The sequence below is a fragment of the Pseudomonas sp. FP2309 genome (assembly GCF_030687575.1).
Classification (GTDB): Bacteria; Pseudomonadota; Gammaproteobacteria; order Pseudomonadales; family Pseudomonadaceae; genus Aquipseudomonas.
Map to the genome: position 1 here is coordinate 4,904,815 of NZ_CP117439.1, position 13,419 is coordinate 4,918,233.

Genomic DNA, 13,419 nt, shown 5'->3' on the forward strand with positions numbered 1-13,419 from the left:
AGGGCCTCGACAAGGCCCACATGGTTTCAAGGGGAGCAACAAAATGATCAAACGCAACCTGCTGGTTATGGGCCTTGCCGTACTGCTGAGCGCCTGCGGCTTCCAGCTGCGCGGTACCGGCACCACTGACCTGACAATCAAGGAACTGGACGTCAGCGCCCGCGACGCCTACAGCGAAACCGTCACTCAACTGCGCCAGGTCCTGCAAAACAGCGGTGTTCACGTCTACACCGGCGCGACCTACAAGCTGTTCCTGGCTAACGAGCAGGAAACCCAGCGCAACCTGAGCTATGCCAGCGCCGGGCGCGCCTCCGATGTCGAGTTGAGCACTGTGCTTAACTTCGAAATCCAGGGTCGTGACCATCTGCCGTTGATGGGTGACAAGATCCAGATTCAGAAAATCGTCAGCCACGACGGCAACAACCTGGTCGGTTCGGATTCCGAAATCATCCAGGTCCGCAAGGAAATGCGCCGCGAACTGGTGCAACGCATAGTCCTGCGCCTGTCTATGCTGACCCCGGAACAGCTCGAAACCCTGCAGCAAGCTGCCGACAACAAAGCCAAGGCGGATGCCGACGCATTGAAAGCCGCGAAAGAGTACGAAGACAACACGCCGAAACAATCGCCTGTTGAAGTACCTGCCGAGTAAGCCAGACGGGGCGCCCCAGGCGCCCCGTTCGCCCCGCCTATGAAACTCGCCCCCGCCCAACTCGCCAAGCACCTGCAAGGTGGCCTCGCGCCGGTCTACATTGTCAGCGGCGATGACCCGCTGCTGTGCCAGGAAGCCGCAGACGCCATCCGCACCGCCGCCCGCCAACAAGGCTTCGATGAACGCCAGGTATTCAGTGCCGACGCCAGTTTCGACTGGGGGACGCTGCTGCAGGCCGGCGCGAGCATGTCGTTGTTTGCCGAAAAACGCCTGCTGGAACTGCGCCTGCCGTCGGGCAAGCCCGGAGACAAGGGCGCGGCAGCCTTGATGGAATACTGTTCGCGCCCCGCGGAAGACACGGTGCTGCTGGTCAGCCTGCCCAAGCTCGATGGCAGTGCGCAGAAAACCAAGTGGGGCAAGGCCCTGGTCGAAGGCACGCAGACCCAGTTCATACAGATCTGGCCGGTGGACAGCAACCAACTGCCGCAGTGGATTCGTCAGCGCCTGTCGCAGTCGGGATTGTCCGCCACCCAGGACGCCGTGGAACTGATCGCCGCTCGGGTCGAAGGCAACTTGCTTGCTGCCGCCCAGGAAATCGAAAAGCTCAAGCTGATGGCCGAGGACGGGCAGATTACCGTCGAGACCGTCCAGGGCGCGGTGGCAGACAGCGCCCGCTTTGACGTATTTGGCTTGGTGGATGCGATCCTCAACGGCGAACCCGCCCACGCCCTGCGCATGCTCGAAGGCCTGCGCGGCGAAGGGGTGGAGCCGCCAGTGATTCTCTGGGCCCTTGCCCGTGAGCTGCGGGTGCTGGCCAATATTGCGCTGCAATACAGCCAGGGCACCCCGCTGGACAAGTGCTTCAGCCAGGCCCGCCCGCCCGTATGGGACAAGCGCAAGCCCCTGATGAGCAAAGCCCTGCAACGGCACTCGGCGCAACGCTGGGCAAACCTGTTGCTGGAAGCGCAGCGCATCGATGCGCAAATCAAGGGCCAGGCGGCAGGTTCGCCATGGATGAGCCTCAGCCGTTTGTCGCTGTTGATGTCTGGGCAGCGCCTGGCTTTACCAGCGGAATAATCCTACCGCTCGACGGGCTTTACAGCGATGCCACTTCGGCAGATGATTTGCACCGCTGTAACCACCCATCAAGAGTCATGAGCATGAGCAAAAAGCCATCCAAGCATGGCCCCAACAAGGCCAAATCCATCATCGCCCAGCCACTGTTCCGCAGCCGTCAAGAACGTGCCGGCAAGGGCAAAGGCAGCTACCGCCGCGAAGCCTTCCAGTCTAATAGCTGGGAGGCTTCTTACTTTCTGGCTGCGTGAAGGCAAGCGCCCCTCCGGCATGATAAGGTCTGCTTCTGATTTGTAATCCCTGGACCTGTGCATGCCCTCTAGTCTTTCTCGTCGTTGGCACCTTCGCCAATTGATCGCTGCCTCCAGCCTTATTCTGCTGGTCGCCTGCGCGGAAAAGCCCACCGCCGCCGACGCCCAACCCCTGCCAAAACTCCAGACAGCCCCCGTGGCAGCACCTGCTGTCGTAGCGCCCCTGGCCGTGGACAACCTCGATATCCAACCGACCCAGACCTTCGCTGAATGGCAGGCCGGTTTCCGTGTAGACGCGCTGAAAGCCGGGATCACCCCAGCGGTCTTCGACAACGCCTTTGCCAACGTCACCCCCGATATGGCGGTGATACGTGCTGACCGCAGCCAACCGGAATTTTCCCGTCCGGTGTGGGAGTACCTCGACGGCGCGCTGTCGCCGCTGCGCGTGCGTAACGGCCAGGCGCTGCTGGTCAAGTACGCCGACATTCTGCAACGCATCGAGCAACGTTATGGCGTCGACCGCCAGGCGCTGGTGTCGGTGTGGGGCATGGAGAGCAACTTCGGCCAGTTCCAGGGCAATAACTCGGTGATCCGCTCCCTGGCGACCCTGGCCTACGAAGGTCGCCGTCCGGCGTTTGCCCAGGCGCAACTGCTGGCCGCGCTGCAGATCATCCAACACGGCGACATCCAGGCCGACCAGATGAAAGGCTCCTGGGCCGGCGCGATGGGCCAGACCCAATTTATCCCCACCACCTACAACACCCACGCCGTGGATTTCGACGGCGACGGCCGCCGCGATATCTGGAACAGCCCCGCCGACGCCCTGGCCTCCACCGCGCACTACCTGCAAAGCTCCGGCTGGCAGAAAGGCCAGCCGTGGGGCTTCGAGGTGAATCAACTGCCGGCCAACTTCGATTACGCCCTGGCCGACGGCGGCATACGCAAAAGCGTTGCCGAGTGGATGAGCCTGGGAATCCAGCTGCCGCCGGGCGCAAGCATGCCGCCCAACGTCGACCAACTGTCTGCGGCCCTGCTGCTGCCTGCTGGTTACCGTGGCCCAGCATTCCTGGTGTTGGATAACTTCCGCGCGATCCTCAAGTACAACAACTCGTCGTCCTACGCGCTGGCGGTCGGCCTGCTGTCGGAACGATTTGGTGGCGGTGGCGTGATTCGCGGCACGTGGCCGAAGGATGAGTTGCCGCTGAGTCGTTCCCAGCGCATCGACTTGCAGGCGGCGTTGAGCGCCAACGGTTATGACGCGGGCAACCCGGACGGGATTATCGGCGCCAACACGCGCAAGGCGATTCGTGCGGCGCAGCAGGCGCTGGGCTGGCCGGCGGATGGGTATCCGACAGTGAAGCTGCTGGAGTCGCTGCAGAACCGCTAGTGCTGCTGAAGGCGGCTGCTGCTATCGGGGGGCAAGCCCCCCGATAGCCAACGGGCAAACACCAGCAGAGTCAGCCCCTGAACACCACATCCTGCTCCAGCACCACCCGCTGCTCCCCGGCGTCCAGGCGCACCCAAGCGCCCATTGGCAACGTCACGTTCGGATCACAATGCCCGCTGCGCCAGCCGCACAACACCGGAATGCGCAACGGTTCAAAGGTCTGCTTCAGCAACCGCGCCAGCACAACGCCGTCGACGCCCGCCACATCCCCGACCAGCACACCCGCAACCTGACCCAGCTTGCCTGCCAGACGCAGATGCGTCAGCAGGCGGTCGATGCGGTAAATCGGCTCGTTGACGTCCTCGATGAACAGGATGATGCCCTCGGCATCGATTTCGTACGGCGTGCCCATGACCGCCGCGATCATCGACAGGTTGCCCCCCAGCAAGCGCCCACAGGCGACACCTGGCTCAATCGTAGTCAACGGGAAGGCCACCGGGTGCGCAAGCGTATCGCCGGCGCCGAGCTGGCCGCGCAACAGGCTGAACAAGGATGACTCGGTGGGAGGCTGTTTACCGCCGAGCAGGTCAGCGTTGAGCATCGGTCCGTGGAAGGTCACGAAACCGGCGTAACGGTTGATCGCCAGGTGCAGCGCGGTGATGTCGCTGTAACCCACGAACGGCTTGGGGTTGGCCCGGATCAGTTGAAAATCCAGCGCGTCCAGTAAACGGGGCGTTCCGTAACCGCCGCGCAGGCAGAAGATCGCGTCGATGTCGGGGTTGGCGAAAGCGGCATGCAGGTCGTGCAGCCGTACTTTGTCGCTGCCGGCGAGATAGCCGTCGCGCTCATACACGCCGGGGAAGATATGCAGATCGTAGCCGCGGGCACGCATCCATTGCCCGGCTTTGTCGACATCCAGCGCGGCAGGACCGGCGGGAGCGATCAGACCTATGGTGCCTTCAGCACGAAGGGCAGGTACGGCAACAGTCATCCACGGCTCTCCCTAATCAACGCAGAACGAAATGTGGGAGCGGACTTGCTCGCGAACGCGGAGCATCAGCCGATTCATCAGTGACTGAAACACCGCTTCGCGAGCAAGCCCGCTCCCACATTGGATCAGCGGCGCAGCGCAAATTGCAGTTACGAGATCAGGCTTGCCTTGACCAGCTTGGCCTGTTCGTCGGCGTGGTACGAGGACCGTACCAGCGGGCCCGAAGCGACGTTCTTGAAGCCCATTTTGTAGCCTTCCTCGGCGAACCAGGCGAAGGTGTCCGGGTGCACGAAACGCTGCACCGGCAAGTGGCTGCGCGACGGTTGCAGGTACTGGCCCAGGGTCAGCATGTCGATGTCGTGTTCGCGCATGCGCTTCATGACTTCGATGACTTCTTCGTCGGTCTCGCCCAGGCCCAGCATCAAGCCGGATTTGGTCGGGATGTGCGGCATCATCTGCTTGAATTTCTGCAGCAGGGTCAGCGACCACTGGTAGTCAGAACCCGGGCGCGCAGCCTTGTACAGGCGTGGCACGGTTTCCAGGTTGTGGTTGAACACATCAGGTGGCTCGGCGGCGGTGATTTCCAGCGCCACGTCCATACGGCCACGGTAGTCGGGCACCAGGGTCTCGAGCATAACGTTCGGCGACAGCTTGCGGATTTCGCGGATACAGTCGGCAAAGTGCTGGGCACCGCCGTCGCGCAGGTCATCACGGTCAACCGAGGTGATCACCACGTACTTGAGTTTCAGGTCGGCGATGGCAATGGCCAGACTTTCCGGCTCGTTGACGTCCAGGGGCTTCGGACGGCCATGGCCCACGTCGCAGAACGGGCAACGACGGGTGCAAATGTCACCCATGATCATGAAGGTGGCGGTACCACCGGAGAAGCACTCGCCCAGGTTCGGGCAGGAGGCTTCTTCGCACACGCTGTGCAGCTTGTGTTTGCGCAGCAGGGCCTTGATACGGTCGACTTCCGGCGAGACCGGGATACGTACGCGAATCCAGTCAGGCTTTTTCGGCAGTTCGGTGGTCGGAATGATCTTCACCGGGATGCGTGCAACCTTCTCGGCGCCGCGCAGCTTGACACCGGCTTCCACCTTGGCACGCGGGGCCGGGGCCGGACGTTCGGTGACGTCCAGCGTCGGGATCATGGTTTGCACTGCATCAGTAGTCATAATCAGTCGATTCCGCCCGTTAGGGTCGTCTGCTCAGCATAGTCGAGGTGTTTGACGAGCTGCGCGCGCAGCCGGGCACTTACCTCGGCAAATTTAATCGGTGTCGCGTGATCGCTCAGTTGTGTCATCGCCAACCCGGCGTAACCGCACGGGTTGATCCGCCGGAACGGTGCCAGGTCCATGTCCACATTCAGGGCCAGACCGTGAAATGAACAACCGTGACGGATCCGCAGCCCCAGGGAGGCGATCTTCGCACCGTCGACGTACACGCCCGGTGCATCCGGCTTGGCCACGGCGGTCACGCCGTAACTGGCCAGCAGCTCGATCAGGCAAGCCTCCATGCGGCTCACCAGGTCGCGCACGCCAAACCCCAGCTTGCGCACATCCAGCAGCAAATACGCGACCAGTTGACCGGGCCCATGGTAAGTCACCTGGCCACCTCGGTCGACCTGCACCACCGGAATATCACCCGGTAGCAGCAAATGCTCAGCCTTGCCGGCCTGGCCCTGGGTGAACACCGCCGGGTGCTCCACCAACCAGATTTCGTCGGACGCCGAGCTGCCGCGTTCATTGGTGAACCGCTGCATGGCGTGCCAGACCGGCTCGTAAGCCATCTGGCCGAGCTCGCGAAAGCCCAGGACCTGTGACATCACAGCACCATGTGCACGAAGCCCGTGGCCCGCAGTTCGCTGTTGATGTCGTAGAGCTGGTCTTGACCGATCGCAACGATGTGCAACTGGATCGTGGTGTATTTACCGTTGGTACTGGAACGCTCGTCCACACGGTTATCGTTGATCGTGGCGTGTTTACGCACGATGTCGATGATCTTGTCTTTGTTGCCTACACCGGTATCGCTGATCACCTTGACGGGATAGTCCGTCACCGGGAACTCGATCTTTGGCGCCTTTACTTCGTTATCGGTCATGGCAGAACAGCCTCGTAAGCGGTAAGCCGTGGCGACGGGCAAAGCCCCGCGTCGGATCAACGCGGGGCTTTGCAGGTGCACACAATCAGTTGAACAAGCCGTAGAAGAATAGACGGATGCTATCCCACACGCGGCGGAAGATACCACCTTCGTCGACGGCGTCCAGTGCGATCAGATCGGCGCTGTGCACCACCTTGTCGTCCAGTTTCACTTCGACTTTACCGATCACGTCGCCCTTGGCGATTGGCGCAACCAATTGCGGGTTCATGGTCATGCTGGCGGCGAGCTTTTTCAGTTGGCCTTTAGGCATGGTCAGAGTCAGGTCTTCGGCCAGGCCGGCTTTGACCTGGGAGGTTGCGCCCTTCCAAACCGGTGCGGTCGCCAGTTCGGCACCCTTCTGATAGAAGGTCTGGGTTTCGAAGAAACGGAAACCGTAGGTCAGCAACTTTTGCGTCTCGGCGGCACGGGCCTGCTCGCTGTTGGTGCCGAAGACCACGGCGATCAAGCGCTGGCCATCACGGACGGCGGACGACACCATGCAGTAGCCGGCTTCTTCGGTGTGGCCGGTTTTCAGACCATCGACGGTCTTGTCGCGCCACAGCAGAAGGTTACGGTTAGGCTGCTTGATGTTGTTCCAGAAGAACTCTTTCTGGGAGTAGATCGCGTAGTGCACCGGGTCAACACGAATGATCGCGCGGGCCAGGATCGCCATGTCATGAGCCGACGAGTAGTGCTCCGGGTTCGGCAGGCCGGTCGGGTTCATGAAGTGGCTGTTGGTCATGCCCAGGTCGGCCACGGTTTTGTTCATCATGTCGGCGAACGCGTCTTCGCTGCCGGCGATGTGCTCGGCCAGGGCGACGCTGGCGTCGTTACCGGACTGGATGATGATGCCGTGCAGCAGGTCGCTCACGGTGACTTGCGAGCCCACCTTGATGAACATCCGCGAACCGCCGGTGCGCCAGGCGTTTTCGCTGACGGTCACAGGGTCGTTTTCGCCGATCTGGCCGCGACGAATTTCCAGGGTCGCGATGTAGGCCGTCATCAGTTTGGTCAGGCTGGCCGGTGGCAGGCGCTGGTCACCGTTGTTCTCGACCAGCACGTTGCCGCTGGCGGCATCCATGAGCACCCAGGCCTTGGCGGCCAGTTGCGGTGAAGCCGGCACCATTTCAACCGCCCAAGCGGCCGGGGTGATGATCAGCGAGATAAGCAGGCACGTGCGTTTGGCTAAGGTGGTGATGTTCATCCGTCTCTCGAAATTGCTTATGGAAACTTGCCCTCTCGGGCAAAACTTTTATTCAGACAGCCCGCTACCAGACTGTCACGTGTTCGGTTGCCCACTCACCCCTCGCCCCTGGGTTTTTATTCTTCAACGAGCCAACAACCAGGGTTCAAGCCCGCGCACGGGCCTGCACCATCAATCTTTTATTCGGCGGTGACCACACTGGGCTGCCCCAGATTGGCCATGCGCACGCTGTTCTGTACTTGCGCGACTTCGCTGGGAGAGCCGATCGGGCCCATCCGTACGCGGTGCAGGGTTTGCTGGTTACGCACAATGGAGCTGATAAACACCGGCGCGTTGACCATGCCGCTGAGTTTGGACCTTAACAGCTCTGCCGCATCCGGGTTGGCGAAAGCGCCCACCTGCAGGTATTGCCCGCCCGCCGCCGAGGCGCCAGGCGCCGCATGGGGCACAACCACCGTGTCCGGAGCATGTTGCTGCGGCGGCGGCGTCCACTGTTCGATCTTGCCGGTCGATGCGGTCACTTGCGGCTGCCGGGTTTGCGGTTCATTGAGCATCAACGGCGCCGGCTTGCCACGCTGGGCCCAGTACTGCGCCGGGTCGATGCCTTCGACCTTGACCCGCGCGGTGCCGGTTTCGGCGTAACCGAGTTTTTTCGCAGCGGCGTAGGACAAGTCGATGATGCGGTCCGAATAGAACGGCCCACGGTCATTGACCCGCAGGATCACCGTGCGGTTGTTGTCCAGGTTGGTCACCCGCACATAGCTGGGCAGCGGCAGGGTTTTATGGGCCGCGCTCATGCCATACAGGTCATAGACCTCGCCATTGGCGGTGTTCTGACCATGGAATTTGGTGCCGTACCAGGACGCCGTGCCCGATTGCACGTAGGTCTTGGAGTCTTGCAACGGGAAGTACGACTTGCCCAGCACGGTATACGGGTTGGCCTTGTAGGGGCCGGTGTGCAGGGTCGGGGTGGCGTCGGGGATCTTCGACACGTCGACGTCCCACCACGGCGCGCCGTCCTTGTGCGCGCGGTTGATGTCCAGGCCCGGCTGGGAACGCACCACGGCGCCACCGGACTTCGGCGCCGGGCCACGGCTGGTGGAGCAACTGACGACCAGCAGGGACAACGCGGCGAACGCCACCAGCTTGAGCGGTTGATTGAACGGCGATGCCCGCATTACTTGTTGCCCCGTGCTTGGACCAGCATGTCTGACAGCTGATGCACGGCCATGGCGTACATCACACTGCGGTTATAACGCGTGATTGCGTAAAAATTCTTCAGGCCCATCCAGTATTCAGGGCCATTTTCGCCTTCCAGGCGGAACGCCGTGACCGGCATTTCATCGCGTGGCGCATTCTGACTCGACCAGCCCAGCGCCCGCAACTCCCCGACCGTCTTGACCGGCTCAATGCCCTGGGTCAGGCCCTCATCGGCGCGCTCCCCGGTGACCTCGGCGCGAACCACAACAGGCTCGCCGCCGACCCAGCCGTGGCGCTTGAAGTAGCTGGCCACACTGCCAATGGCGTCGTCCGGGTTGCTCCAGATATTGATGTGGCCGTCGCCGTCAAAGTCCACCGCGTAGGCGCGAAAGCTGCTCGGCATGAACTGCGGCAAGCCCATCGCCCCGGCGTAGGAGCCTTTGAGAGTCAGCGGGTCGACCTGCTCTTCGCGGGCCAGCAGCAGGAATTCGCGCAGCTCCTTACGGAAGAAGTCGGCGCGCGGCGGGTAATCGAAGCCCAGGGTCGACAAGGCGTCGATCACCCGGTAACTGCCGGTATTGCGCCCGTAGAAGGTTTCGATGCCGATGATCGCGACAATCACCTGGGCCGGCACGCCGTATTCCTGCTCGGCGCGGGCCAACACGGCTTCGTGCTGGCGCCAGAAGTCCACACCCCTCGCCACGCGGGCGTCGGTGAGGAACATCGGACGGTATTCCTTCCACTGTTTCACGCGCTCGGCGGGGCGGGAAATCGCGTCGAGGATCGCCTGCTTTTTCTGGGCTTCGCGGAACACGCCCATCAGCTGTTCACCGGCGAAACCATAGTCGCGGGTCATTTCACCGACAAATTCGGCGACCTGGGGTGAACCATCGTAGTCACCGGCCAGCGCCTCCTGCGTTGCGCCCAGCAGCCCAATCAGGCCCATCCAGGACGCATGCCGAGTCGCCCAGCCGCGCATTACTTGCATTGACATCTTCACCTTATTCAAACCTGTGCGATCCACTTGCGATGCGTATGAATCGACATCAAAACCCCAAACGCTGACAGCAATGTCACCAGCGAAGTTCCGCCGTAGCTAATGAATGGCAACGGCACCCCAACCACCGGCAACAGGCCACTGACCATACCGATGTTGACGAAAACGTAAACAAAAAAAGTCATGGTCAGGGCACCGGCGAGCAATTTGCCGAACAGCGTCTGCGCCTGCGCGGTGATCACCAGGCCACGCCCGATCAGCAGCAAATAGATCAGCAACAGCGCGCAAATGCCCACCAGGCCGAACTCTTCGCCCATCACCGCAATAATGAAGTCGGTGTGGCTCTCGGGCAGAAAGTCCAAATGAGACTGGGTGCCCAGTAACCAACCCTTACCAAATACGCCGCCGGAGCCGATGGCCGCTTTCGACTGGATGATGTTCCAGCCGGTGCCGAGCGGGTCGCTCTCCGGGTCGAGGAAGGTGAGAATCCGTTGTTTCTGGTAGTCGTGCATGAAGAAGAACCACATGGCCACCGCCACGGGTACCGCAGCGGCCAACACGCTGAGGATCCAGCGCCAGCGCAGCCCCCCCATGAACAGTACGAACGCGCCCCCGGCAAGGATCAGCAGCGAGGTGCCCAGATCCGGCTGGCGCACAATCAGCACAAAGGGGATACCGATCAGCAGCAGACTGATCCCCACGTGTTTAAGCTGCGGCGGCAAGGTGCGCTTGGACAGATACCAGGCGATGGTGGCCGGCATCAGGATCTTCATGAATTCCGACGGCTGGAAGCGAATCACCCCTGGGATGTTGATCCAGCGGGTCGCACCCATGGCGTTGTGCCCCATCACGTCCACCACCACCAGCAGCAATACGCCGGCGACATACCCCAAGGGCACCCAACGCGCCATGAACCGCGGTTCGAGCTGCGCGATCACCACCATCGACAACAGGCCCAGGCCAAACGACGACGCTTGCTTGATCAGCAGGTCCCAGTTCTTGCCACTGGCCGAATACAGCACGAACAGGCTGCCGGCGGCCAGGGTCAGCAACAGGATCAGCAACGGGCCATCGATGTGCATGCGCTGCAGCAACGTCGCACGGCGACGCATCACATCCTCACTGGAGAGGATGCGGTCAAAATTACTCTTCACTGGCCGTAACCTCGGGGATTGAAGGGGGGCCGCCATATTCGGGCTTGAGCCTGCCGTCGGGGGCCAGCAGCCAGGCATCCATCACCTGGCGCACCACGGGCGCGGCGACCCCGGAGCCGGACTCGCCGTTCTCCACCATCACGGCAACAACGATTTTCGGGTCGTCCGCCGGCGCGAAACCGACGAACAAGGCGTGGTCGCGGTGACGCTCCTGAACCTTGGAGCGGTCGTATTTCTCGCCCTGCTTGATCGCGACCACCTGGGCGGTGCCGCTTTTGCCGGCAATGCGGTATTGCGCGCCGATGGCCGCTTTGCGCGCGGTGCCACGGGCGCCGTGCATCACCTGTTGCATACCATGGTTGACCTTGGTCCAGTCGGACGGGTCGCGCAGTACGATGTCCGGAATCGGATTGTCATCCACCGGTTTTTCGCCCTCGATGGTCTTGGCCAGGTGTGGACGGTTCCAGATGCCTTTGTTGGCCACCAGCGCGGTGGCCTGGGCCAGTTGCAACGGCGTGGCCTGCATATAACCCTGGCCAATCCCGAGGATCAACGTCTCACCCGGGAACCACGCCTGGCGTCGGGTCGCACGCTTCCACTCGCGCGAGGGCATCAGGCCCGGGGATTCTTCGAACATGTCCAGGGAGACTTTCTGACCGAGGCCGAACTTGCCCATATAGGCGGACAGGCGGTCGATCCCCAGCTTGTGGGCCAGGTCGTAAAAATAGGTGTCGTTGGAGCGCATGATCGCGGTATCCAGGTCGACATAGCCGTCACCGGTGCGGTTCCAGTTACGGTATTTGTGATCGTAGTTGGGCAGCATGTAGTAGCCGGGGTCGTACACCCGGCTGGAGGCCGTGACCACGCCCGCATCCAGGCCGGCAATCGCCACCGCCGGTTTGATCGTCGAGCCGGGCGGGTACAGGCCGCGCAGTACGCGGTTGAACAGCGGCCGGTCGATGGAGTCACGCAACTCGGCATACGCCTTGAAGCTGATGCCGGTAACAAACAGGTTGGGGTCAAAACTTGGCTGGCTGACCATCGCCAGCACTTCGCCCGTCTTCGGGTCCAGTGCCACCACGGCGCCACGTCGCCCACCCAGGGCCATCTCCGCCGCTTCCTGCAACTTGATGTCCAGGCTCAGCACAATGTCCTTGCCCGGCACCGGGTCGGTACGCTTGAGTACGCGCAATACGCGGCCACGGGCGTTGGTCTCGACTTCTTCGTAACCCACCTGACCGTGCAGCTCGGGCTCATAGAAACGCTCGATGCCAGTCTTGCCAATATGGTGGGTGCCGCTGTAATTGACGGGATCGAGGCTTTTGAGCTCTTTCTCGTTGATCCGCCCCATATAGCCGACGGAGTGGGCAAAGTGCGGCCCCTGGGGGTAATGACGCACCAACTGCGCCACCACCTCCACCCCCGGCAGGCGGAACTGGTTCACCGCGATACGGGCGATCTGCTCTTCGGTGAGTTCGAACAGGATCGGCACCGGCTCGAAAGGCCGGCGCCCCTGCCTCATGCGTTTTTCGAAGATCACCCGGTCTTCCGGGGTCAACTGCAGCACCTCGACGATCACATCGAGGACCTGCTGCCAATCGCCGGAACGCTCGCGGGTCATGCTCAGGCTGAAGCTGGGCCGGTTATCGGCGACGACCACGCCATTGCGATCGAAGATCAACCCACGGGTCGGTGGAATCGGTTGCACATGCACCCGGTTGTTTTCCGACAGCGTGGAGTGATAGTCGTACTGGATGACCTGCAGGAAATACAGGCGGGCGATCAGCACCCCGATCAACACCACCACCATGACTGCGCCAAACACCACGCGCGCGCGTACAAGACGTGCGTCTTTCTCGTGGTCCTTGATGCGGATCGGCTGGGTCATCGGGAGGGGCGCAGATTATTTGTGATAAGGGTGCCCGGACAGAACTGTCCAGGCGCGATACAGCTGTTCACCGATCAAAATCCTCACCAACGGGTGCGGCAACGTCAGCGCCGACAGCGACCAGCGCTGGTCGGCCCGCGCGCAGACTTCCGGCGCCAGCCCTTCCGGGCCACCCACCATGAAGTTGACGGTACGCGAGTCCAGGCGCCAGCGGTCCAGTTCCACCGCCAGCTGCTCGGTGCTCCAGGGTTTGCCGTGCACTTCGAGGGTGACGATGCGCTCGTTGGGGCCGACCTTTGCCAGCATGGCTTCGCCTTCCTGACGGATAAAGCGCGCCACGTCGGCATTCTTGCCCCGGGTGTTGAGCGGTATTTCCACCAGTTCAAGGGACAGCTCAGCGGGCAGACGCTTGGCATACTCGTGCCAGCCCTCTTCCACCCACTTGGGCATGCGTGAACCGACAGCGATCAGACGCAGGCGCACAG

The 13,419-nt window shown here is 62.1% G+C and carries 14 protein-coding genes; 4 read left to right on the forward strand and 10 right to left on the reverse strand.

Features of this window, described 5'->3' with window-relative positions; all coding sequences use genetic code 11:
- The first annotated feature begins 43 nt into the window (after nucleotides 1–43).
- The 4 genes from lptE to PSH59_RS22575 all read left to right on the forward strand — a co-directional run bounded on the left by lptE (nucleotide 44) and on the right by PSH59_RS22575 (nucleotide 3,361).
- Nucleotides 44–649, forward strand: coding sequence for an LPS assembly lipoprotein LptE (gene lptE / locus PSH59_RS22560; RefSeq protein ID WP_248078542.1), 606 nt, complete (start codon nucleotides 44–46; stop codon nucleotides 647–649).
- 39 nt (nucleotides 650–688) lie between these two features.
- Nucleotides 689–1,726, forward strand: coding sequence for a DNA polymerase III subunit delta (holA, locus tag PSH59_RS22565; RefSeq protein WP_248078545.1), 1,038 nt, complete (start codon nucleotides 689–691; stop codon nucleotides 1,724–1,726).
- Nucleotides 1,727–1,809: 83 nt separating this feature from the next.
- Complete coding sequence (arfA, locus tag PSH59_RS22570) at nucleotides 1,810–1,974, forward strand: alternative ribosome rescue factor ArfA (protein WP_003176285.1); 165 nt, start codon at nucleotides 1,810–1,812, stop codon at nucleotides 1,972–1,974.
- 61 nt (nucleotides 1,975–2,035) lie between these two features.
- Nucleotides 2,036–3,361, forward strand: a complete 1,326-nt coding sequence (locus PSH59_RS22575) for a lytic murein transglycosylase (protein ID WP_305393713.1) — start codon at nucleotides 2,036–2,038, stop codon at nucleotides 3,359–3,361.
- Nucleotides 3,362–3,431: 70 nt separating this feature from the next.
- Here PSH59_RS22575 and PSH59_RS22580 read toward each other — a convergent pair whose 3' ends face one another.
- The 10 genes from PSH59_RS22580 to rlmH form a co-directional block, all read right to left on the reverse strand.
- Nucleotides 3,432–4,352 carry an LD-carboxypeptidase gene (locus PSH59_RS22580; protein ID WP_248078551.1) on the reverse strand — a complete coding sequence of 307 codons (921 nt, stop codon included), beginning with the start codon at nucleotides 4,350–4,352 and terminating at the stop codon, nucleotides 3,432–3,434.
- 149 nt (nucleotides 4,353–4,501) lie between these two features.
- Nucleotides 4,502–5,503, reverse strand: coding sequence for a lipoyl synthase (gene lipA, locus PSH59_RS22585; protein ID WP_169875998.1), 1,002 nt, complete (start codon nucleotides 5,501–5,503; stop codon nucleotides 4,502–4,504).
- 26 nt (nucleotides 5,504–5,529) lie between these two features.
- Entirely contained in the window at nucleotides 5,530–6,177 is a 648-nt protein-coding gene (lipB, locus tag PSH59_RS22590; protein WP_305393714.1) for a lipoyl(octanoyl) transferase LipB, read from the reverse strand.
- Entirely contained in the window at nucleotides 6,177–6,452 is a 276-nt protein-coding gene (locus PSH59_RS22595) for a DUF493 domain-containing protein (protein ID WP_248078557.1), read from the reverse strand. The genes lipB and PSH59_RS22595 overlap by 1 nt, the downstream gene beginning before the upstream one ends.
- Nucleotides 6,453–6,537: 85 nt before the next feature.
- Nucleotides 6,538–7,695 carry a D-alanyl-D-alanine carboxypeptidase family protein gene (locus PSH59_RS22600; RefSeq protein WP_181079840.1) on the reverse strand — a complete coding sequence of 386 codons (1,158 nt, stop codon included), beginning with the start codon at nucleotides 7,693–7,695 and terminating at the stop codon, nucleotides 6,538–6,540.
- Between the two features lie 179 nt (nucleotides 7,696–7,874).
- On the reverse strand, nucleotides 7,875–8,873 hold the full coding sequence (locus PSH59_RS22605) for a septal ring lytic transglycosylase RlpA family protein (RefSeq protein WP_248078560.1): 999 nt from the start codon (nucleotides 8,871–8,873) through the stop codon (nucleotides 7,875–7,877).
- On the reverse strand, nucleotides 8,873–9,883 hold the full coding sequence (gene mltB, locus PSH59_RS22610) for a lytic murein transglycosylase B (protein WP_248078563.1): 1,011 nt from the start codon (nucleotides 9,881–9,883) through the stop codon (nucleotides 8,873–8,875). Before mltB ends, PSH59_RS22605 begins: the two co-directional genes overlap by 1 nt.
- Before the next feature lie 17 nt (nucleotides 9,884–9,900).
- Nucleotides 9,901–11,004 (reverse strand): rod shape-determining protein RodA, encoded by a 1,104-nt coding sequence (gene rodA, locus PSH59_RS22615; RefSeq protein ID WP_248078755.1) that lies wholly within the window; start codon nucleotides 11,002–11,004, stop codon nucleotides 9,901–9,903.
- A gap of 31 nt (nucleotides 11,005–11,035) precedes the next feature.
- Nucleotides 11,036–12,934 (reverse strand): penicillin-binding protein 2, encoded by a 1,899-nt coding sequence (mrdA, locus tag PSH59_RS22620; protein ID WP_305393715.1) that lies wholly within the window; start codon nucleotides 12,932–12,934, stop codon nucleotides 11,036–11,038.
- Nucleotides 12,935–12,949: 15 nt separating this feature from the next.
- Complete coding sequence (gene rlmH / locus PSH59_RS22625) at nucleotides 12,950–13,417, reverse strand: 23S rRNA (pseudouridine(1915)-N(3))-methyltransferase RlmH (protein ID WP_003176297.1); 468 nt, start codon at nucleotides 13,415–13,417, stop codon at nucleotides 12,950–12,952.
- Nucleotides 13,418–13,419: the final 2 nt, after the last annotated feature.

Coding starts and splice junctions, on each gene's coding strand:
- lptE (WP_248078542.1), top strand. CDS start 44: ATGATCAAACGCAACCTGCTGGTTATGGGCCTTGCCGTACTGCTGAGC.
- holA (WP_248078545.1), top strand. CDS start 689: ATGAAACTCGCCCCCGCCCAACTCGCCAAGCACCTGCAAGGTGGCCTC.
- arfA (WP_003176285.1), top strand. CDS start 1,810: ATGAGCAAAAAGCCATCCAAGCATGGCCCCAACAAGGCCAAATCCATC.
- PSH59_RS22575 (WP_305393713.1), top strand. CDS start 2,036: ATGCCCTCTAGTCTTTCTCGTCGTTGGCACCTTCGCCAATTGATCGCT.
- PSH59_RS22580 (WP_248078551.1), bottom strand. CDS start 4,352: ATGACTGTTGCCGTACCTGCCCTTCGTGCTGAAGGCACCATAGGTCTG.
- lipA (WP_169875998.1), bottom strand. CDS start 5,503: ATGATCCCGACGCTGGACGTCACCGAACGTCCGGCCCCGGCCCCGCGT.
- lipB (WP_305393714.1), bottom strand. CDS start 6,177: ATGTCACAGGTCCTGGGCTTTCGCGAGCTCGGCCAGATGGCTTACGAG.
- PSH59_RS22595 (WP_248078557.1), bottom strand. CDS start 6,452: ATGACCGATAACGAAGTAAAGGCGCCAAAGATCGAGTTCCCGGTGACG.
- PSH59_RS22600 (WP_181079840.1), bottom strand. CDS start 7,695: ATGAACATCACCACCTTAGCCAAACGCACGTGCCTGCTTATCTCGCTG.
- PSH59_RS22605 (WP_248078560.1), bottom strand. CDS start 8,873: ATGCGGGCATCGCCGTTCAATCAACCGCTCAAGCTGGTGGCGTTCGCC.
- mltB (WP_248078563.1), bottom strand. CDS start 9,883: ATGCAAGTAATGCGCGGCTGGGCGACTCGGCATGCGTCCTGGATGGGC.
- rodA (WP_248078755.1), bottom strand. CDS start 11,004: ATGCGTCGCCGTGCGACGTTGCTGCAGCGCATGCACATCGATGGCCCG.
- mrdA (WP_305393715.1), bottom strand. CDS start 12,934: ATGACCCAGCCGATCCGCATCAAGGACCACGAGAAAGACGCACGTCTT.